This is a genomic window from Enterobacter asburiae (assembly GCF_007035645.1).
Taxonomy (GTDB): Bacteria; Pseudomonadota; Gammaproteobacteria; order Enterobacterales; family Enterobacteriaceae; genus Enterobacter; species Enterobacter asburiae_B.
The window spans coordinates 3,143,995-3,163,817 of sequence record NZ_AP019632.1 but is presented as its reverse complement, the minus strand read 5'-3'; the positions used below and the strand labels follow the sequence as shown (position 1 = coordinate 3,163,817).

The following is a 19,823-nucleotide window of genomic DNA, read 5'->3' as shown; positions in this document are numbered from 1 at the left end:
CGCTCCTTAATCCAGTCGCCGTTTGGTTTTCATCCACGTCAACCCAATAAACATCGCCGCTGACGCCATTAAAAACAGCGTGTTGACGATCAGCACCACCGGAATATTCCCCGCCAGGAACAGGCTTTGCAGCGTGCTCACAAAGTAGCGAGCCGGAATAACATAGGTCACGGCGTGGATCACCGCAGGCATACTGTCTATCTGGAAGATAAACCCGGACAGCATAATCGACGGTAAAAAGGCGGCGTTGAGGGCCACCTGCGCGGCGTTGAACTGGTTGCGGGTGATGGTGGAGATGAGCAGCCCCATGCCCAGCGTGCTGAGTAAAAACAGGCTGGTGATAAAAAACAGCACCACCAGCGAGCCGCGATACGGCACGCCGAGGATAAAGACTGAGACAAGCATACAGAGCAGCATCGCCAGCATGCCGAGGAAATAGTAGGGGATGAGCTTGCACAGCAGCAGCTCGACGCGCGTCACTTCGGTAGAGAGCAGCGCCTCCATGGTCCCGCGCTCCCACTCGCGGGCGATCACCAGCGAGGTCAGGATCGCGCCAATCACCGTCATGATAATCGTCACCGCGCCCGGAATAATAAAGTGCTGGCTGATGGCGGCGGGGTTAAACCAGTAGCGCGTCTGCACGTCGATCAGCGGTTTAAATTCTTCACCCCGGTCCTCCGCGCGCTGCATCTGCCACAGCTGCCAGATCCCCTCCGCGTAGCCCTGTACAAAGTTGGCGGTGTTTGGCTCGCTGCCGTCGGTAATCACCTGGATCGGCGCGTCGGTATTTGCCCGCGCCATGTTGGCGGCGAAATCCACCGGAATGACGATCAGGCCGCGAATTTTCCCGGCCTGCATTTTCTGGATCAACTCCTGCCTGTTATCGCTGATGGTGGCGTCAATGTAGGGCGATCCGGTCATGGCGTGAGTAAAGTCCAGGGCATCCTCACTCTGCTGCTCCAGCAATATCCCGACCCGCAGCTTGCTGGAGTCCAGGTTAATGCCGTAGCCAAAAATAAACAGCAGCAGCAGGGGGATGACTACCGCAATCAGCCAGCTGCTGGGGTCACGCACGATCTGCCGCGTCTCTTTAATGCACAGCGCGCGCACCCTGCGCCAGGAAATGGCATTACTGCGCATGGGCATTCTCCTTATCCCAGTCGTGGATGAGGGTGATAAACGCCTGCTCCATGGTCGGATCCGGAACCTCATCGTCGGCGGCCTGGTTTTTCAGGTCGTCCGGGGTACCGTGGGCAATCAGCTTGCCGCGATACACCAGCCCGATGCGGTCGCAGTACTCCGCCTCGTCCATGAAGTGGGTGGTCACCATCACGGTCACGCCTTTTTCCACCATGCTGTTGATGTGCAGCCAGAACTCACGGCGGGTAATGGGGTCAACGCCTGATGTCGGCTCATCAAGAAACAGAATATCCGGCTCGTGCATCAGCGAGCAGGCCAGCGCCAGCCGCTGCTTAAAGCCGAGCGGCAGCTCGTCGGTGGCGTGGGAGGCAATGTTGGTTAAGGCGAAGGCGTCGCTCATGCGGCGGATTTTCTCGTTCTGTGCCCGCCCACGAAGGCCGTACACGCCGGAGAAAAAGCGCAGATTCTGCTCGACCGTCAGGTTGCCGTACAGGGAAAACTTCTGCGCCATATAGCCGAGATGCTGGCGCGCCTTGCCGGAGCTGACCTTAAGGTCCATATCCAGCACCAGCGCCTTGCCGGACGTCGGCACCAGCAGGCCGCACATCATCTTAAAGGTGGTCGATTTTCCCGCGCCGTTCGGTCCGAGCAGGCCAAAAATCTCCCCGCGCTTCACCGCAAAGTTGACGTTGTCGGTGGCGGCGAAATCCCCGAACTTTTTGGTGAGGGATTTGGCTTCAATCACCGTTTCGCCCGGCGTGCCTTCCACCGTATGCAGAATGGCGGCAAGCGGCGACTCTGAGGTACCCGCGCCGCCCAGCAGGTCGATAAACGCGTCCTCAAAGCGCGGCGCGGTCTCTTCCATCTCGATCTCAGGCATGCCGGGCGCCTGGCGAATATCGTCGACGGTGGCCTCTTTTTTGAGGATCACCCGTACCGAGCGGCCCTGGATCATCCCGTCGCTGACCTGCGGCAGCCTGAGCACCCGCTGCAGCAGCCTGCGGTTAGACTCCTGCGGGCTGTGCAGCAGGAAGCTGCGCCCGGCCATGCTCTGCGTCAGCGTCGTCGGCTCGCCCTGATAAAGCAGTTCGCCTTCGTTCATCAGCAGCACGTCCCGGCACTGTTCCGCTTCGTCGAGGTAGGAGGTGCTCCAGAGGATCAGCATTCCGTCGCCCGCCAGCTCGTGCACCATCTGCCACAGTTCGCGGCGCGAAATCGGGTCTACGCCGACGCCGGGCTCGTCCAGCAGCAGCACTTTCGGCTCGCCAACCAGCGTGCAGGCCAGCCCCAGCTTCTGCTTCATCCCGCCGGAGAGCTTGCCCGCCAGCCGGTCGGTGAACGGGCCGAGGGAGGTAAACTCCAGCAGGCGCGCGAAGGTTTTTTGCCGCGTTTCGCCGGTGACGCTGCGCAGGTCGGCGTACAGGTTCAGGTTTTCCATCACCGTCAGATCTTCATACAGGCCAAACTTCTGCGGCATATAGCCGAGCATGGCGTGAAGGGCTCCGTCATCCTCGATCGGGTCAAGACCGAGCACGCTGGCGCTTCCTTCATCCGGCTTGAGCAACCCCGCCAGCATCCGCATCAGCGTGGTTTTCCCCGCGCCGTCCGGACCGACCAGCCCGGTCACATAGCCTTTCCGGATGGTGCAGTTCAGCGGCGCGACGGCCGGTTTGTCCATTCCCGCGAAGCGTTTAACCAGATTGTTGAGCTGAATAACCGCGTCATTCATGTCGTTCCCCGTTGTTCACTTTTACGGTGACGGGCATGCCCTGACGCAGCGCGTCGTCCGCATCGGTCACGATGATGCGCAGGCGATACACGAGGTCGGTACGCAGGTCCGGTGTTTCAACGGTTTTCGGCGTGAATTCGGCAGTAGGGGAGACAAAGCCCACTTTGCCGTGATACGGCTTGTCCGGGCGGCCGTCGGTATAGAGCAGCAGCTCGCGGCCCGGCTGCATCTGGCCGAGATTAGGCTCATCAACGTAGGCGCGTACCCAGACCGGGCGGGTCAGGGAGAGCGTTAAGACGGCGCTGCCCGCGCTGAGCATGCTGCCCGGCTCCACGGCGCGGGTCATCAGCATGCCGTCAGACGGCGCGATTAAGGTGGTGTCGTGCAGATCCAGCTCTGCCTGAGCCAGCTGCGCCTGCGCCTGTTCAAGGCTGGCTTTCGCCTGGGCGATATCCTGCGGGCGGTTACCGGTGTGGTACTGGCTTAACTTATCCTGCGCGGACTTCAGCGTTGCCTGCGCCTGGTCGCGGGACGAGCGCGCATTTTCCAGATCGTTAGCGGAAATGGTGCGGCTTTTCCACAACCCCTGCTGGCGCGCGTAGAAGTTCTGCGCGTAGTCATAGGCGGCTTGCGCCTGCTTAACGGCAGCGGCGGCCTGGGCGATCTCTTCGTCGCGATAGCCTGCCAGCATCAGGTCATACTGCGCCTGGGCGACGGACACCCCCGCTTTGGCCTGCAGCAGCGCATTCTCATAGGGCGCTTTATCCAGCATCCCCAGCGTCTGCCCGCTTTTAATGGCATCGCCTTCGTCAACGCTCAGCGAGGCGAGACGACCGCCCACGCGGAAGCTCATGTTCACCGTACGAATATCCACGTTGCCGTACAGCGTCAGGCCTTTATCCTGATGGCTCTGATACCACAGCCATCCACCGACTCCGGCAGCAAGCAAAACAACAACCACCAGAATGATGGCGACAGGTTTTTTCATGACTTCAGGCTCCTTTGCGTTAAGCCTTGCAGGATCAGATCGACGTGACAGGCGATCACTTTGCTAATCTGCGCGGCTTTATCCTCATCAAATTGTGTCCAGCCGGTGCGTAACAGGATGGTTTCCCTGCCCAGACGGAAGGCAAGGATTTCACCCAGCAGGGCGTGGGTATGCAAAACTGTCTCGGTATCACTGGCGTCCCGACCGGTATAGGCGGCGATCAGCCGGGTCAGGTGCGAGTGCATTGGCTCAATCACCCGATCGTGTACCCGCTGGTAGGCGACGGTCGGGGAGAGCTGCTCCCGGGAGATAAACTTGCTCAGGTTGAGCGTATCGTCGTGCGTCAGCAGGCGGATCATATCGTGGCAGGCATTGAGAATAAGCTGGCGAACGGCGGCGCGATCGGGCGACGGCTGGCCGAGCAGCGCGGTGGCTTCCTCAACGTGCGGGTGAAACTGCGTGCCGATAAAATCGGCGATCCACTCGGCGCAGGCGAGGTATAAATCCTCTTTTGAGCCAAAATAGTAGGTAATCGCCGCAATGTTCTGCCCGGCCAGCGCGGCAATATCGCGGGTGGTGGCATGCAGCCCGTACTCACCAAACTGCGCCAGCGCGGCGGCGATAAGCTGATTTTTGGCCTGTTCACCTTTGGTTGTTGTGGGTGTCGTATTCATGGCGGCATTAAGAATTAATCAATCGATTGATTAAGATTATGCCTGATTCACGCTAACGTCGAGGGAACGCTGAGGGATATTTTATGCGCCACGTCACAAAAGCTGCTACACTCCGCTCCTTCGCGACATTGTGGTTTTTGTCCTCCCCTATTCGTTATATCTCCCTGAAAACTACACCTGTGATGGTCGGGGCGGTTCGGAGTTTTTATGTCTTTTGATTCCCTTGGCCTGAACCCGGAAATTCTGCGCGCGATCGCAGAGCAGGGCTACGTTGAGCCAACCCCAATCCAGCAGCAGGCGATCCCCGCCGTTCTGCAGGGCCGTGACCTGATGGCGAGCGCCCAGACCGGTACCGGCAAAACCGCGGGCTTTACCCTGCCGCTGCTGGAACTGCTGGTAAAAAACCAGCCGCACGCCAAAGGCCGTCGTCCTGTCCGCGCCCTGATCCTTACCCCAACCCGCGAGCTGGCGGCGCAGATTGGTGAGAACGTGCGTGACTATAGCCGCTATCTCAACATTCGTTCGCTGGTGGTTTTCGGCGGGGTAAGCATCAACCCGCAGATGATGAAGCTGCGCAGCGGCGTCGACGTTCTGGTTGCGACTCCAGGTCGCCTGCTGGATCTGGAGCACCAGAATGCGGTGAAGCTGGACCAGGTTGAAATTCTGGTGCTGGACGAAGCCGACCGCATGCTCGACATGGGCTTTATCCACGATATTCGTCGCGTGCTGGCCAAGCTGCCCGCGCGTCGTCAGAACCTGCTCTTCTCCGCGACCTTCTCCGACGAGATCAAGGCGCTGGCGGAAAAGCTGCTGCATAACCCGCTGGAAGTGGAAGTGGCGCGCCGCAACACCGCCTCCGAGCAGGTGACGCAGCACGTTCACTTTGTGGATAAAAAGCGCAAGCGGGAACTGCTCTCCCAGATGATCGGCCAGGGCAACTGGCAGCAGGTGCTGGTCTTTACCCGCACCAAGCACGGCGCCAACCACCTGGCGGAACAGCTGAACAAAGACGGCATTCGCAGTGCGGCGATCCACGGCAACAAGAGCCAGGGCGCGCGTACCCGTGCGCTGGCTGAGTTCAAATCCGGCGACATCCGCGTGCTGGTGGCGACCGACATCGCCGCCCGTGGCCTTGACATTGAAGAGCTGCCGCACGTGGTGAACTACGAGCTGCCAAACGTGCCGGAAGATTACGTTCACCGTATCGGCCGTACCGGCCGCGCGGCGGCAACCGGTGAAGCGCTCTCTCTGGTCTGCGTGGACGAGCACAAGCTGCTGCGCGACATCGAGCGCCTGCTGAAGAAAGAGATCCCGCGCATCGAAACCCCGGGTTACGAAGTGGATCCGTCGATCAAAGCCGAGCCGATTCAGAACGGTCGTCAGGGCGGCGGTGGACGTGGTCAGGGCGGCGGCGGTCGCGGTCAGCAGCCGCGTCGTGCCGAAGGCGGCGCGCCGAAATCATCCGGCAAACCGCCGCGTCGTAACAACGACAGCAAACCGGCGGGTGAAAACCCGTGGCGCAGCGGCGAAGGGAAACCGGCAGGAGAAGGGCAGCGTCGACGCCGCCCGCGCAAGCCTGCTAACCCGCAGTAATCTGGAAGCCCGGTCGTAAAGCCGGGCTTTTCTTTTTGCGGCAGCGAAGAGAAAGTGCCACAATAGTGGCTGTTTATACAGTATTTCAGGTTTTCCAATGGCTTTAACCGCTGCGCTCAAGGCGCAAATTGGCGCATGGTATAAGGCGCTACAGCAGCAGATCCCCGACTTTATCCCCCGAGCGCCGCAGCGGCAGATGATTGCTGACGTGGCAAAAACGCTCGCCGGGGACGACGGGCGACATCTGGCGATTGAAGCCCCAACCGGCGTCGGGAAAACCCTGTCGTATCTCATTCCCGGCATCGCGATTGCGCGGGAAGAGGACAAAACGCTGGTGGTCAGCACCGCCAACGTGGCGCTGCAGGACCAGATCTTCAGCAAAGATTTACCCCTGCTGCGCAAAATCATCCCCGAGCTGCGGTTTACGGCAGCCTTTGGGCGCGGGCGTTATGTATGCCCGCGCAACCTGGCGGCGCTGGCCAGCAGCGAGCCGAATCAGCAGGATCTGCTCGCGTTTCTGGATGACGAGCTAACGCCAAACAATAAGGCCGAGCAGGAGCAGTGTGCAAAACTCAAAGTCGAGCTCGACGGCTATAAGTGGGACGGCCTGCGGGATCACACCAGCCAGGCCATCAGCGACGACCTGTGGCGCAGGCTCAGCACCGACAAAGCGAGCTGCCTGAACCGCAACTGTCACTACTACCGCGAGTGCCCGTTCTTTGTCGCTCGGCGCGAGATTCAGGAGGCGGAAGTGGTTGTGGCAAACCACGCGCTGGTGATGGCGGCGCTGGAGAGCGAAGCGGTGCTGCCGGAGCCCAAAAACCTGCTGCTGGTGCTCGACGAAGGCCACCATCTGCCGGACGTGGCGCGGGATGCGCTGGAGATGAGCGCCGAAATCACCGCTCCGTGGTTCCGCCTGCAGCTGGATCTCTTCTGCAAGCTGGTAGCGACCTGCATGGAGCAGTTCCGCCCGAAAACCACGCCGCCGCTGGCGGTGCCGGAGCGGCTGAGCGACCACTGTGAAGAGGTCTATAGCCTCATTTCATCCCTGAACAACATCCTGAATCTTTATCTTCCGGCAACCCAGGAAGCCGAACACCGCTTTGCGATGGGTGAGCTACCGGAAGAGGTGATGGAGATCTGCCAGCAGCTGGCGAAACATCTGGAAAAGCTGCGCGGGCTGGCGGAGATGTTCTTAAACGATCTCAGCGAGAAAACCGGCTCGCATGACGTGGTGCGTCTGCACCGCGTTCTGCTGCAGATGAACCGCGCGCTGGGGATGTTCGAAGCGCAGAGCAAGCTCTGGCGGCTGGCCTCGATGGCGCAGGCGTCCGGCGCGCCGGTCACCAAATGGGCCACCCGCGAAGTGCGGGACGGGCAGGTGCACCTCTTTTTCCACTGCGTGGGCATCCGCGTGGCCGATCAGCTGGAAAAGCTGATCTGGCGCAGCGTGCCGCACGTGGTTGTCACCTCTGCCACGCTGCGTTCCCTGAACAGCTTCTCAAGGCTGCAGGAGATGAGCGGGCTAAAAGAGAAAGCGGGCGACCGTTTCGTGGCGCTGGACTCGCCGTTTAACCACTGCGAGCAGGGCAAGCTGGTCATTCCGCGCATGAAATTCGAGCCGCTCATCGACAACGAAGAGCAGCACATCGCGGAAATGGCGGCCTACTTCCGCGAGCAGGTCGAGAGTAAAAAGTACCCCGGTATGCTGGTGCTGTTTGCCAGCGGGCGGGCGATGCAGCGCTTCCTCGAACACGTCACCGATCTGCGTTTACTCCTGCTGGTGCAGGGGGATCAGCCGCGCTACCGGCTGGTGGAAACCCACCGTAAGCGCATTGATAACGGCGAGCGCAGCGTGCTGGTGGGGTTGCAGTCGTTTGCTGAAGGTCTGGATTTGAAAGGCGATTACCTGACGCAGGTGCATATCCATAAAATCGCCTTCCCACCCATCGACAGCCCGGTAGTGATCACCGAGGGGGAATGGTTGAAAAGCCTCAACCGCTATCCGTTTGAGGTACAGAGTTTGCCTGCGGCGTCGTTTAACCTGATTCAGCAGGTCGGGCGCTTGATTCGTAGCCACGGCTGCTGGGGCGAGGTGGTGATTTATGACAAACGTCTGCTCACCAAAAATTACGGCCAACGGCTCCTGAACGCGCTGCCGATCTTCCCGATCGAACAGCCGGAAGTGCCCGAGGTAAAAAAACCGCCGGTCAAACTGACTTCCGGGCGCAAGAAAAGCCTCCGTGCTAAGGGGCGCGGTCCTACTGGTAAATGAAGGTCACCTGCACCACGCTGCTGAACGTTCCTGCCGTGACCGGCAATGAGGTGGCGTAATAGCGGGCGGCCAGCGGGAAATCCGCCGTGTGATTGTCCTGGTTGATCAACACGCTGAAGCTGGCGTCCGGGGCAAGCGAGATCTGATCCTGCGGGTCGGCAAGCTCCAGCGCCAGTCCTTTCGCTGTTCCGGTGCTGGCGAATTTAGTCGGATGAATGCTGTCTGGCTGACCGTGAAAGGTGGCCGTGGCCAGCACGGAAGTGGTTGGGCATTTCGACAGGGTTAAGTCGAATGAATGCCATTGTCCGGTATCGCCCACATCCTTAAAATCGCCGGCATTCGCTTTGCCCAGATTGACCGTCAGGTTCTGGCTGGCGCTGTCTACCTGGCAGGCGTTGGCATAAATGTTTCCGCGAATATCGAGCTGAATCTCTTCCGCCAAGCTCTGGCTGGCGACTCCAAGGAGTAAAAGGGCTAATAAGGTTTTCATTTGTAGGCCACCGTAATGGTTGCGACGGCATTCGCCGTTCCGGGCGTTACCTCCGAGCTGGTTTGTTCGTAAGAGACGCTGAAGGGATATTGCGAGCGGATATTGGCATAGGCGGTAAAGGTATCCATGTATTGCCCGAAAACAGGTATCTGACCGTTAAAGAGCATTCTCACCCCCACGCCGGTCGCCACGCCGTTTTCCGGCGTTAATTTGATCACGCCAGGAAAATTCGTTTCATAGCCATTGGCGCTGGTGATCATCATTTCCGGCTGTACATCCTGATCGCAGAGCATGTCGATATTGAATACCGACTGGGAGACCAGGGTTCCCGGACCGGTAAAACGGCTCACCGGAAAATCCCCCAGCGTGACGGTCAGAGATTTGGGTGATACGGTGCAGGTGACTGCTTTAACCACCACGTTACCTGAGTAGGAGAGGGTGTTTGGATAACTCAAGCTTTCTACTTGCTCAACACCAAAGCCAAATTGTGTATTACTGGATGTGAGTGTACCGGCGGTTACCACCTCGCTGGTTTTCACCAGTTCCAGCGAGACGTCGAAGCTAAACGCAAATGAACCATCGCTACCGCTCGAATCAGACACCTGACCCACGGAAGACTTAGTTGTGCAGATTTGGTCTGCTGCTCCCATCACACGCTCCCCTTTACTGTTTCGGAGCGACACGCCGATCCCGGCAACACCCGACTCATAAACACCAGGGATATTGGGAGTCTCTCTACCCAGACCGTGGTAACAGGCAATGATCTGACGGCCTGCGTCTTCGGCTGTATAGCAGCCCCCCGCAATGTGAGCCGAACGTTCCGTTCCCGGGATGGTCTCTCCCACGGGAAGGCTGGTAGGCACTGAAATAGACGCTAACGATAGCAGCGCTGGTAAATTTGGTGAGACACAGTTGGCCTTTGCGTGCGGCATGAAGAGTGCTGCCGTCGCCAGAACTAAAAGTAAGAAAAACGATTTTGCTATCTGCATTCTGATCGGTCCGGTGTTAATCAGTGACACTGCGCGGCAGCGTTAATAATGTTGGTGTCATCCTTCTCTTGCGTCAGGGCGTAATCGGCGACGCAATGCTCGCTCGCCTCCTTGCCCCACGAAACGAAAAGGCGTCCTTGCTGCGGCAGTCCGGTGAGATACACCAGGCCGTCGTTACCGACGATAAATTCGCTGCTCTTGTCTTCCGTGGTGACCGTTGCGCCAAAGGGCAGCGGTTTGTCTTTCCAGGCCAGCGTCATTAAGACGCGGTTGCCCACGCGAGTATCGAAGCTGGCGCGAACTATCGCGCCGCGCGTTGGTGTCACCGTCTGCGAGGCGTGTGTCACGTCGGCATCGTCTGGCAGCGTCTCGGTATCCAGCGAAATTGGGTTGTGACGCCACGGAGTGACAAAGGGCACCAGCGTATAGCCGCGATAGTCCGTTTCCACGCCCGTCTGGTTGGCAACGTGCGTGCCGTGCGTTCCCGGCGCTTTAATCAGCACCACGGTTTCGCCCAAGGTCTGACCAAAGGTGACGCCGTCAGAGTGGGCGACGATGCCGCCCTGGATCCCGGCGTTCACGGTGTACTGATGGCTGTCCTGGCTTACGCCGCCGCGCACTTCACCGTAGGTGCCTTTGTAATCCGCATTCATACTGGTGGAGGTGTTGTTATTAGCGCTGTCCAGTCCCTGCTGAACGTTCCAGCTCAGCTTGTCTCCCTCCAGCGCGGTACCATTCAGGCCCAGGTTGTGGGTGGTGCCGTCTTTACCGTTGTTCAGGCTGTAGTTTGCCCAGGTGTTAGGCAGCCAGCGGTCGAGCGGAACCGACACGTTAAGGCCGATTTGTCGGTCATAGCTGATGGATTTACCGTCTTCGTCCGTGTCGTCGCTGTTTTTATTGATGCTGTAGCTCAGGCTATAGCTCACGCCGTGCCAGCTATTGTTGTAGTTAACGCTCAGGGAGGTCATATCCTGACGCTGGCTCCAGTAACTCTCTTTCACCAGGCTTAGCGTCACCGAACCCCACTTGTCGCCCAGCGTCTGGTCGACGGTGGCCTCCGCCCGTGCGCGGCGCTGCTGTGGAGCGGACCAGTCGTTTGCACTGGTCCAGGACTCCATGGTGTCCTGCAGGGTGTAAAAGCCTTTGCTGTTGTAGCGATAACCCGCCAGCGAAAAGTGAGTGCCGGTCGCGATAAAATTTTTGCTGTAGCGCAGACGAAGGGATTGCCCTTTGCTGGTTTTGCGCTTTTTCAGTAACGCTTTGGCGCGGGTAACGTCTACGGAGAACGCGCCGAGGTCTCCAACGTTTTTCCCTGCGCCGAGCGCAGCGGAGTGGTAATGCGAACTCTGCTGAGTACCGCCGTAAACGGTGACGCCGTGTGGCAGGCCATAGATGGCGCTGCCCTGGGCGAAAGGGGTCTTCTCAACCTCTTTATCATATGAACGGTAGCGCCCTGCAGCGACGCTGTACTTGAGGTGTTTTTCCCGCTGCAGCACCGGCACGGAGGCAAACGGCACCACGAAATGACTCTCGCTGCCGTCGGTCTCTTTTACCGTGACGTTCAGATCGCCGCTGCTGCCGGTGGGGTAGAGATCGTTAATCTCAAACGCGCCGGGGGCGACGGTGTTTTGGTAGATAACGTAGCCATTCTGGCGAACCACCACCTGGGCGTTACTGTGCGCCGTACCGCGTACCACCGGGGCATACCCGCGCTCGCTGTCCGGCAGCATGTCGCTTTCGGTAGCCAGCTGCGCGCCAGTGTAAGAGACACTGTCGAAAACGTCGGCCTGGGTGCTGCTCTGTCCCACGGTCAGCTCGCTCTTCAGCCCCACGATATCGCGCTGGGCATAGGTATAGACCGGGGTCAGCTTGCCGTCGCCCTGACCGCCATCCGAATTGTGGTTCCAGGTGCTGTAATTTCGCACGCGCCAGGCACCGGTGTTAAAACCGGGGCGCAGGTTAATAAACTGGCTGCTGTTGTCCGCTTTTCCATGCTGGCGGGCGTGGCTTTGGCTGGCGTTAACGCTATAGTTCAGGATGCCCGCGGTGATCCCTTCGTCATACTCTTTCGGATCGATGTAGCCGCGAGGCACCTGGCCCAGCGCCGACTGGGGAATACTCAGCAGTAGTTGCTGGTTTTTGATGCGGAAAGTCGCCGAGGCCGAAGGGATGGCGCTGAGATCCGCGCATTCCCCTTTTGCCGCCAGCTTTGGATAATCTTTGGTTTTGATGCCCAGATGCGTTAATTCATCCAGACTCAGGCATGGCTGCAGGGAATCATCTCCCTGCGCATCTTTTTGTAATGTAAAAAGGACGTCACGGGTGTCGATTTTATTGTTATTGACGAACATCGTGACCTGATATTTACCTGGCGCCTGACCGGGACCGTTTTCATAAACAGAGAGATCGGTCTTTGCCTGCTCTGGATTATCAATATCCAGCAGGGCAGGGTTAAAATAATCATTAGCGTGGGCCTGCAGCGCGCAGCATGTCACCGCTATCCCACAAAAAGTGGGCAGCATTTCACGCAGTCGACGTAATAGCGGCTTAGTTGTGCTGTACATGATTATCCAGGCGTTGAATAGAGTATTAACGAACGGATGCAGACCAGGTTTTACTGATGCTTCCGTAATCGTTAATGACCGACCAGCTTACGGTGTTACCGCTCATATTTGCCGGAAGGGCAAAGCGGGTAGAGGTATCTGGCACAGCCCAGGTAGCTTTTGCCACTTTTTGGCCGTTCAGCGTTACGCTCTGGAAATTCATATAGAAAGGCGTGGGGTTGTTTACCACCAGATCATTGCCTTCGCGGTGCCATTCTAGTTTATCAGCCACTGCTTCAGGTTTGCCTTTAATCGATGCAGGGCGATACAGCAATTTAATACGGGTATTAATGGCTATTTGTAATGTATTAACGCCCTCTTCATGGCTTGAAGAAGGAATGGCTTTAATATTTAACCAGTATAACGACTCGCGATCTTCTGGCATATTTCCGCCGGTGCGCACCACGCGCAGCACGTTATCTTCTTTAGCGTTCAGACGGAACAGAGGCGGGGTAATCAGAAATGGCGCTTTACCGCCTTTTTTCAAACCGGTATCCACCCAGGACTGTACCAGATAGTTAATATCATCCGGATTGGAAATCCCAATCGAAGACTCTTTGTTCTCTCCCTGATAAACCAGTCGGGTGCCATTAATAATCACACCTGCGTGGGCTGTTACTGCAGTCAGTAAAAGTGCGCTTAATAAATAACTGTGTCGCATAAATCTGTCTCAAAGAAAGAGGAGATATTAACCTTCGCGTGAAGGCGAATATCTCCTTATTGAACGTGTCAGTTATAAATAACTGTAAAAGTAGACGCTGAGTTAGCCTGGCCGGCAGTGATCGATGCCTGAGTCTGTATATAACGTGCGCCAAACTCCAGATTATTTACCGTCGTGCCAGCAGCTAAAGGATACTGCTTTGAAGGCGTATATAAACTGACGGGCTGTTCGGAAGAATCAACCAGCTGAATCGCCACGCCAGTTGCCGTCGTCGCACCCGGGGTCAAGGCCAGCGTGGTGTTATTATCCGCATCTGGCGTACCGCCGAAGTTGATGGCTGCAGATGTGACCGTTTCCGGGCAGTTTTTTAACTGAATATCAAATTTCGTTAAGGTGCTGGTAGAGCCTGCGCCGGTAAACGCTGTTTTGGAGACTTTGCCCAGCGCAACATTCAGCGGACTGCTTAAGCCATTAACCACCTGACAGGCGGAATCGATAATTTCACCTGTGAAGTTAATTTGCCCTTCACCGGTGGATGCTGCGAAAGAAGATGCAGAGCATCCCAAAGCGGCAGCAATGAATAAACCTAAAGTGACTTTTTTCATATTTAAACCTGTATGTTTCTCCTTTCGACCTTTGCATCCCGCATTATTCGAAGTTATGTCTCAACTACTCACCGCCGACTATTTAATCAGAAAATTCAGGCCGGGAAAGGTCCCGCGCGGCTTCCTAATAATCCAATTAATTCTTGCAAAATGATTTTTCTTACTAAAACAATTGATTATAAAAACCCGCAGGGTGGGCAAAAAAACTAACAGCGGAGTCATCATCAGGGCTATATTGTTGATAACCTGCTGTAAGGAGAAATGTCGTGGATTATCGTAAAATTATCAAAGAGGTAGGCAGAGGCAAAAACCACGCCCGCGATCTGGACCATGAAACCGCGCGTGCGCTTTACACCCGCATGCTGGAGGGCGACGTCCCCGACCTGGAGATGGGGGGCATTCTGATCGCGCTGCGTATCAAAGGCGAAGGTGAAGCGGAGATGCGTGGCTTCTATGATGCCATGCAGGCGCAAACGCTGCGCTTAACGCCGCCGGTGGCAAAACCGATGCCGATTGTGATCCCGAGCTATAACGGCGCGCGCAAGCAGGCAAATTTAACCCCGCTGCTCGCTATCCTGTTACACAAGATGGGGTTCCCGGTTGTGGTGCACGGCGTTAGCGAAGACCCCACCCGCGTGCTGACGGAGACCATTTTCGGGATGCTGGGCATCGAGCCAACGCGTCATGCCGGCCAGGCGCAGGCTAAGCTGGATGGTCATCAGCCTGTTTATATCCCGGTCGGCACGCTCTGCCCGCCGCTGGAAAAGCAGCTCGATATGCGCTGGCGCATGGGCGTGCGCAACAGCGCGCACACGCTGGCGAAACTGGCCACGCCGTTTGGTGAAGATGCCGCCCTGCGTCTTTCCAGCGTCTCGCACCCGGAATACGTGGCGCGCGTGGCGCAGTTCTTTGAGGCAATTGGCGCAAGGGCGTTACTGATGCACGGCACGGAGGGCGAGGTTTATGCGAACCCGCAGCGCTGCCCGCAGGTGATGCTGATTGATTCTGCAGGCACGCGCGCCATTCTTGAGCGCGGGGAAGAGAATACCGGTGTGATACTGCCTGAGGCAAAAGATCCGCATACTACAGCCCACTGGATTGAGCAGTGCCTTGCCGGAAATGTTCCTGTTCCGCATTCGATCAAGCTGCAGATGGCCTGCTGTTTGCTGGCTACCGGAGAAGTGGAATCCGTTCAGGCCGGGCTTGAACGCGTGGCGCAGGCGTTTTAGACAAAAAAAAGCCCGTCCAGTGGCGGACGGGCAAGCAAGGGTAACAACAACAGGGTCAATGAGGGTGGAGCAGCTCACCAGAGGGTATGGCGAGGGTACAGCATTCATTCAGTCGATTATTTGTAGATAACCGCGGTACCGCTCAGCTTGTTATTGCCGTTAGCGGAAGTAATGGTGTATCCGCTTGCACCGGCAGCAGCGGCTTTCTCAGCCAGTTTGGCTTCCAGACCGTCCAGCGTGGTGGCGCCATCAGCACTGACCACACCAACTTTGTTCATGTTCTGTGCCTGAGTAGAAGAGACAGGCTCTACGGCGAAAGCGCCGAAAGACAGAGCGGACAGGGCAACAGCAGCTACAGCATATTTGATGGTTTTCATAATTAATCTCTCGCAGGTGTTTCTGTTAAGGGGACGATGTTCCGTCGATGTGATAAGTATCACGGTTTTTTACGAGAGATAAAATCGAAGAGAATTGACGTGGTTGCTCAAAAAAATTGAATGACAAATAACTTATTGAATATTAATAAATTCAAAGTGCCGCTTTACACTTCTTGTGGATGCGCTTTACAGAAGCAATACGAAGGGCACGTTTTGCTACGCGTCTGGCTAAAAACCGTGAGCGTAAAGGAACGTGCGGGCTCGGTTAGCCTGGGTAAAGTAAAGTCAACGCAACTGGCTGTCTTTCGAACCTCTGCGATTATATCCTGAGTGCAATGATTTTTTTGAATCTTTATGCTGCTGACACGTAATGCAAAGCCGCACGCCGGGGATGGCTTTTCGACGCGCCTCCGGAATGGGTTCTCCGCATTCTTCGCATTCCGTTAAGCTTTCGCCGCGCGGAATTTCACCGCGGGCACGCGCAACCGCATCTTCAATTGTACTGTTGATCTGTTCGTTAACAGCGTCGTCATTTGCCCAGCCGGAAGCCATAGCGTCCTCCTGAAATCGGTTTAGGTTATATGGTTACTATGGGGTTAAAAAATGAACAATCAAGGCGAAGGGAGAAGAGAACTGCACCCGTTGGACAGATGCAGTCTTGCGGAAGAGACAGGTTATTTATAGATGGTCGCAGTGCCGTACATATGGTTATCTCCGCCAGCGGAGTTCACTACGAATCCTTTTGCACCTTCCTGACGGGCTTTTTCGGCGAGCTTAGCCTGCAGATCGTCAAGGTTACTGGCACGGCTTACCGAAACGGTGCCCGCAGGGCGTAGCTGGCTGGTGTCAGTACTCTGGGTCAGCGACTGGACGGCCATGGCAGAGAAGGACGCGGTCGCCAGGGCGGCTGCGATAACAGCAAGGGTCAGGTACTTTTTCATAATCACATCCTCATGAGGAAACAACAGGTGATTCCCTTTAAGTTTAGAAGCCTGACGAGTGTGACTTAGCGCAAATATTTGATGATGATCTGCTTATTTTTTGAACGATATAAATTGACAATTCGCTGACGGATCATAGACATAAAGGTGTTTGATTTATGGCTATTTTTTGAACGCCGCAGAGAAAGATTTACCGTTGGGCCAGCAAAGGGTATCTTACGCCGCTGTTTAAAGGAGAATGCCATGACTGCCCAAAAGCCGGGATTGCACCCGCGAAATCGCCACCGCAGCCGCTACGACATGAACGCGTTATGCCTGAGCTGCCCGCCGCTGCAGGACTATCTTGTTCAGACCCCAGCGGGTGAGCCTTCGGTCAACTTTGCCGACCCGCAGGCGGTTAAAATGCTGAACAAAGCCCTGCTGGCGCATTTTTACGGTGTGGCTCACTGGGATATTCCGGAAGGCTTTCTCTGTCCACCCGTGCCGGGCCGCGCGGATTACATTCATCACCTTGCCGACCTTCTTGCCGAAGGCAATGAGGGTGTCGTGCCTCAGCAGGCCACCATTCTGGATATTGGCACCGGGGCGAACCTGATTTACCCGCTGATCGGGGCGCATGAATATCAGTGGCGCTTTACCGGAAGCGAAATCGGTGACGAGGCTTTTGCCAGCGCCCAGGCGATTATCAGCGCTAACCCGGGATTAAGCCGCGCCATTCGCCTGCGTCGTCAGAAAGATGCAGGGTCGATCTTCAACGGCATTATTCACAAAAACGAAAGCTATGACGCTACGATGTGCAATCCGCCGTTCCATGATTCGGCGGCATCGGCCCGTGCGGGCAGCGAGCGCAAGCGCCGTAACCTCGGTCAGGCTGAAGATGCCGCGCTGAACTTCGGCGGACAGCAGCAGGAGCTCTGGTGCGACGGGGGCGAAGTGGCGTTTATCCTGCGCATGATTGCGGAAAGCAAACAGTTTGGCCGTCAGGTGAAGTGGTTCACGACGCTGGTTTCCCGCGGGGATAACCTGCCGCCGCTCTACCGCGCGCTGACCGAAGCGGGCGCCGTAAAAGTGGTGAAAAAAGAGATGGCGCAGGGCCAGAAACAGAGCCGCTTTATCGCCTGGACGTTTATGGAAAACAACAAACGTCGCAAATAGAACTCCGTCTTAGGCCGGGTAAGGCGAAGCCGCCCCCCGGCAACCAGGTTACAGCGTCGGCTCCTGCGGCGGGAGCGGCGATGCGGGCGGCGGCAATACCTGATAGGTCTGCACGGGCATCCGCACGTTCGCCAGATCGAAGTGTTTCTTCACCATGCTGTCGAGCGCAAAGCGCACCGTCCACTGCTTCAGCGGCTGGGTGGTGAACGACACGCGCAGGGTAAACGCCGTGTTCGTCAGCCCGACGATGCCGGCAAATGACGGTTCTCCGATCACCAGCCCGCGAATGTCCTCCATCTGCATCAGTTCTTCTACCGCATCGCGCAGCGCCTGCTTCGCTTTGTCCGCATCCTCGTGGCGATCCACATCATAGTTCGCTACAACGGAACCAATCCCGCGCACAAAGTTGGCGAAGGTGGTGATCGAAGACCAGGGGATGATGTGGTAGGCCCCGGTGTCCTGACGCACGCCGACGGAGCGTATGGACATCCTCTCTACCGTACCGGTTAACGGTCCGATGGTCACCAGATCGCCTGTGTTCATCCCGTTCTCAAACTGAATGAAGATGCCGGTAATAATATCCTTCACCAGCGTTTGTGAGCCGAAGGAGATGGCCAGCCCCAGGGCACCGGCACCCGCCAGCAGCGGGGCAATATTCACGCCGATTTCTGACAGCACGATCATGATGGTGATGGTGCTGATAATCACCGCCAGCGCGTTGCGGAACAGGGTGAGAAGCGTTCTTGCCCGGGCGCTGGGCAGGGGCCTGCCGTGAATATCCGACACCAGGCGGTTCTCAATAAGGCTCGCCAGCAGCGTCCAGCCGACGGCGGAGAAGAACAGGATCAGCGCGATGCGAATCAGGATGTCGACCGTTTTTTCACCCGCACCGTTGTGCAGCCAGTTCCAGAAATCAAACAGGCTCCACGCATTCAGAAGCAGCATAATCGCCACGCAGACGGTGAGAATGCGCGCCACTTTGAGCGATACCGACATCCAGCCGTTTACCCGTTTTTGCAGTTCCGGGTAATTACGCTGCACCTGCGGCGACAGGGTGATGGTTTTCGAGATCCATCGCGACAGCAGCCCCGACACAAAGGCCGCGATGCCGATAATGGCCAGGCTTTTGAACGTCGCCCCCATCATAAATTTCAGACTATTGCCCGGGTCAAACAGCGAGAAGAAGCACAGCACGATGAAGTAAGCGCTTGCCAGCCAGTGCCACACCAGGGCGAACGCGCGAATAAAGAGGCTAAAGAACGAGAGGGAGCGATCGGCCAGATTCAGCAGGCTTTGGGTAATGGTTTTTTTATTGTGGAAGATCAGATACAGCGACCAGACGGTAATGCAGATCATGATTAGGACGTTTGCCAGCGCGCCAAACTGGACGTTCACCTGGTTGGAGATGATCGGCACGGCAACCAGCAGGCCGTAGCCAATCAGCCCGCTGAGCACGCTCAGGCGCAGCGCCCAGTACTTCGCGCTCGCATCCCGAATGGAGAAGGGACGCAGCTCCGGCACGTGCGGACAAAAGAGTAACCGCAGCAGCGCCTTGAAGAACTCGATCAGGGCAAAGGCATTCAGGAAAAGCGACTGCTGGAAGGCGATGGTTTTGTTGCCTGCATTCAGCCTGTCGGCCAGCATCTGGCCTAAAAACAGCGTCAACGCCAGCAGCAGTAAATCGATGATAAACGCTGAGGCTATCATCAACGGCAGGTGCAGCCAGCTGCTTTTATGCTGATTCTTCCTGCGTCCCCATTGCCCCATTTTGCGGTAAAGCGGCCACGCGCACAGGCGCACCAGCCAGTAAAAAAGAAATACCGCACCCGCCAGCATCAGGAACTGCGTGGCGGCGGCGGTAAACGTTTGCGGGTTAAACGGCTTGTGCGGTGAGCCAATCAGGTTGCGGTACAGCTGAGCGAAGCGTGAGGAGAGCGCTTCCCCATAGTGGCGGCTCACGTCGGTGACGTTTTCCAGCACCGTTTTTTGCTCCTCAACCTGCGGCGGGGTGAGGGTTGGCACCGACTCCTGCGGCGGCGTGGCGGCGGCTTTGCGCAGCTGGCCAATGAGCTCCTGCCGGGAGGTGTCGTTTTCAAGGACGTCGGCAAGCGCACCGTAGGCGGCTTTTTTCTGTTCAACATCGGGTTCCGGAGGCGGCGTATTTTGCCGGGTCGCAGGGGTTCCGGTGGTGACACCGGGGATCGCGACGGCGAACGAAGGCGCACTAAACAGGCTAATCAACAGCAGCAGGATCCACGGCACGGCGTCCTCCGGTGAAAATGTCGAACAAAATGATAAGTATAGAAGTCGAGACGAGGAGGGGGATTTTTGGGAACAATCTGGCGTAAAAAAGCCGGGCAAGCCCGGCTTAGCG

At 57.1% G+C, this 19,823-nt stretch carries 17 protein-coding genes; 4 read left to right on the top strand and 13 right to left on the bottom strand.

Annotated elements, in window-relative coordinates; genetic code table 11:
• Positions 1 to 6 precede the first annotated feature (6 nt).
• From FOY96_RS15105 to cecR, 4 genes are read right to left on the bottom strand one after another with little or no spacing between them, the layout of a single operon-like run.
• The gene (locus FOY96_RS15105; protein WP_143347358.1) at positions 7 to 1,140 is read right to left on the bottom strand and encodes an ABC transporter permease; all 1,134 of its coding nucleotides are present in this window, start codon (positions 1,138 to 1,140) and stop codon (positions 7 to 9) included.
• Positions 1,130 to 2,869 (bottom strand): ATP-binding cassette domain-containing protein, encoded by a 1,740-nt coding sequence (locus FOY96_RS15100; protein ID WP_064672130.1) that lies wholly within the window; start codon positions 2,867 to 2,869, stop codon positions 1,130 to 1,132. Before FOY96_RS15100 ends, FOY96_RS15105 begins: the two co-directional genes overlap by 11 nt.
• Positions 2,862 to 3,857, bottom strand: coding sequence for a secretion protein HlyD (hlyD, locus tag FOY96_RS15095; protein WP_143347357.1), 996 nt, complete (start codon positions 3,855 to 3,857; stop codon positions 2,862 to 2,864). The genes FOY96_RS15100 and hlyD overlap by 8 nt, the downstream gene beginning before the upstream one ends.
• On the bottom strand, positions 3,854 to 4,531 hold the full coding sequence (gene cecR / locus FOY96_RS15090) for a transcriptional regulator CecR (protein ID WP_039261402.1): 678 nt from the start codon (positions 4,529 to 4,531) through the stop codon (positions 3,854 to 3,856). The genes hlyD and cecR overlap by 4 nt, the downstream gene beginning before the upstream one ends.
• 207 nt (positions 4,532 to 4,738) lie before the next feature.
• Between cecR and rhlE the strand changes: the two genes are divergently transcribed.
• A complete protein-coding gene (gene rhlE, locus FOY96_RS15085) occupies positions 4,739 to 6,124 on the top strand; it encodes an ATP-dependent RNA helicase RhlE (RefSeq protein ID WP_033144989.1) in 1,386 nt (461 codons plus the stop codon).
• 97 nt (positions 6,125 to 6,221) lie between these two features.
• On the top strand, positions 6,222 to 8,399 hold the full coding sequence (gene dinG, locus FOY96_RS15080; RefSeq protein WP_143347356.1) for an ATP-dependent DNA helicase DinG: 2,178 nt from the start codon (positions 6,222 to 6,224) through the stop codon (positions 8,397 to 8,399).
• Here dinG and FOY96_RS15075 read toward each other — a convergent pair.
• The 5 genes from FOY96_RS15075 to FOY96_RS15055 all read right to left on the bottom strand — a co-directional run bounded on the left by FOY96_RS15075 (position 8,386) and on the right by FOY96_RS15055 (position 13,747).
• Positions 8,386 to 8,889, bottom strand: a complete 504-nt coding sequence (locus FOY96_RS15075; RefSeq protein ID WP_058841685.1) for a fimbrial protein — start codon at positions 8,887 to 8,889, stop codon at positions 8,386 to 8,388. The genes dinG and FOY96_RS15075 overlap by 14 nt on opposite strands.
• Complete coding sequence (locus FOY96_RS15070; protein ID WP_045887598.1) at positions 8,886 to 9,878, bottom strand: fimbrial protein; 993 nt, start codon at positions 9,876 to 9,878, stop codon at positions 8,886 to 8,888. The genes FOY96_RS15075 and FOY96_RS15070 overlap by 4 nt, the downstream gene beginning before the upstream one ends.
• Positions 9,879 to 9,898: 20 nt before the next feature.
• Complete coding sequence (locus tag FOY96_RS15065) at positions 9,899 to 12,442, bottom strand: fimbria/pilus outer membrane usher protein (RefSeq protein WP_143347355.1); 2,544 nt, start codon at positions 12,440 to 12,442, stop codon at positions 9,899 to 9,901.
• Positions 12,443 to 12,467: 25 nt separating this feature from the next.
• Positions 12,468 to 13,142: a fimbrial biogenesis chaperone gene (locus tag FOY96_RS15060; protein WP_143347354.1), complete on the bottom strand. Its 675-nt coding sequence runs from the start codon at positions 13,140 to 13,142 to the stop codon at positions 12,468 to 12,470.
• 68 nt (positions 13,143 to 13,210) lie between these two features.
• Positions 13,211 to 13,747: a fimbrial protein gene (locus FOY96_RS15055; RefSeq protein WP_033144993.1), complete on the bottom strand. Its 537-nt coding sequence runs from the start codon at positions 13,745 to 13,747 to the stop codon at positions 13,211 to 13,213.
• Positions 13,748 to 14,013: 266 nt separating this feature from the next.
• On the opposite strand from FOY96_RS15055, the gene ybiB reads away from it, so the two are divergent.
• Positions 14,014 to 14,976 (top strand): DNA-binding protein YbiB, encoded by a 963-nt coding sequence (gene ybiB, locus FOY96_RS15050; RefSeq protein WP_143347353.1) that lies wholly within the window; start codon positions 14,014 to 14,016, stop codon positions 14,974 to 14,976.
• 116 nt (positions 14,977 to 15,092) lie between these two features.
• Here the strand turns inward: ybiB and ybiJ are convergent, their stop codons facing one another.
• The 3 genes from ybiJ to mcbA form a co-directional block, all read right to left on the bottom strand.
• Positions 15,093 to 15,353 carry a DUF1471 family protein YbiJ gene (ybiJ, locus tag FOY96_RS15045; protein ID WP_023310874.1) on the bottom strand — a complete coding sequence of 87 codons (261 nt, stop codon included), beginning with the start codon at positions 15,351 to 15,353 and terminating at the stop codon, positions 15,093 to 15,095.
• A gap of 285 nt (positions 15,354 to 15,638) precedes the next feature.
• The gene (locus tag FOY96_RS15040) at positions 15,639 to 15,905 is read right to left on the bottom strand and encodes a DksA/TraR family C4-type zinc finger protein (protein ID WP_058841682.1); all 267 of its coding nucleotides are present in this window, start codon (positions 15,903 to 15,905) and stop codon (positions 15,639 to 15,641) included.
• Between the two features lie 122 nt (positions 15,906 to 16,027).
• Positions 16,028 to 16,294 carry a DUF1471 family periplasmic protein McbA gene (gene mcbA / locus FOY96_RS15035; protein WP_032661263.1) on the bottom strand — a complete coding sequence of 89 codons (267 nt, stop codon included), beginning with the start codon at positions 16,292 to 16,294 and terminating at the stop codon, positions 16,028 to 16,030.
• A gap of 243 nt (positions 16,295 to 16,537) precedes the next feature.
• Here mcbA and rlmF point away from each other — a divergent pair, with 243 nt between their 5' ends.
• Positions 16,538 to 17,449, top strand: coding sequence for a 23S rRNA (adenine(1618)-N(6))-methyltransferase RlmF (gene rlmF, locus FOY96_RS15030; RefSeq protein ID WP_172620520.1), 912 nt, complete (start codon positions 16,538 to 16,540; stop codon positions 17,447 to 17,449).
• Between the two features lie 48 nt (positions 17,450 to 17,497).
• On the opposite strand, the gene ybiO is transcribed toward rlmF, so the two are convergent.
• Positions 17,498 to 19,711, bottom strand: a complete 2,214-nt coding sequence (gene ybiO, locus FOY96_RS15025) for a mechanosensitive channel protein (RefSeq protein WP_143347351.1) — start codon at positions 19,709 to 19,711, stop codon at positions 17,498 to 17,500.
• Positions 19,712 to 19,823 lie beyond the last annotated feature (112 nt).

Coding starts and splice junctions, on each gene's coding strand:
- FOY96_RS15105 (WP_143347358.1), bottom strand. CDS start 1,140: ATGCGCAGTAATGCCATTTCCTGGCGCAGGGTGCGCGCGCTGTGCATT.
- FOY96_RS15100 (WP_064672130.1), bottom strand. CDS start 2,869: ATGAATGACGCGGTTATTCAGCTCAACAATCTGGTTAAACGCTTCGCG.
- hlyD (WP_143347357.1), bottom strand. CDS start 3,857: ATGAAAAAACCTGTCGCCATCATTCTGGTGGTTGTTGTTTTGCTTGCT.
- cecR (WP_039261402.1), bottom strand. CDS start 4,531: ATGAATACGACACCCACAACAACCAAAGGTGAACAGGCCAAAAATCAG.
- rhlE (WP_033144989.1), top strand. CDS start 4,739: ATGTCTTTTGATTCCCTTGGCCTGAACCCGGAAATTCTGCGCGCGATC.
- dinG (WP_143347356.1), top strand. CDS start 6,222: ATGGCTTTAACCGCTGCGCTCAAGGCGCAAATTGGCGCATGGTATAAG.
- FOY96_RS15075 (WP_058841685.1), bottom strand. CDS start 8,889: ATGAAAACCTTATTAGCCCTTTTACTCCTTGGAGTCGCCAGCCAGAGC.
- FOY96_RS15070 (WP_045887598.1), bottom strand. CDS start 9,878: ATGCAGATAGCAAAATCGTTTTTCTTACTTTTAGTTCTGGCGACGGCA.
- FOY96_RS15065 (WP_143347355.1), bottom strand. CDS start 12,442: ATGTACAGCACAACTAAGCCGCTATTACGTCGACTGCGTGAAATGCTG.
- FOY96_RS15060 (WP_143347354.1), bottom strand. CDS start 13,142: ATGCGACACAGTTATTTATTAAGCGCACTTTTACTGACTGCAGTAACA.
- FOY96_RS15055 (WP_033144993.1), bottom strand. CDS start 13,747: ATGAAAAAAGTCACTTTAGGTTTATTCATTGCTGCCGCTTTGGGATGC.
- ybiJ (WP_023310874.1), bottom strand. CDS start 15,353: ATGAAAACCATCAAATATGCTGTAGCTGCTGTTGCCCTGTCCGCTCTG.
- FOY96_RS15040 (WP_058841682.1), bottom strand. CDS start 15,905: ATGGCTTCCGGCTGGGCAAATGACGACGCTGTTAACGAACAGATCAAC.
- mcbA (WP_032661263.1), bottom strand. CDS start 16,294: ATGAAAAAGTACCTGACCCTTGCTGTTATCGCAGCCGCCCTGGCGACC.
- rlmF (WP_172620520.1), top strand. CDS start 16,538: ATGACTGCCCAAAAGCCGGGATTGCACCCGCGAAATCGCCACCGCAGC.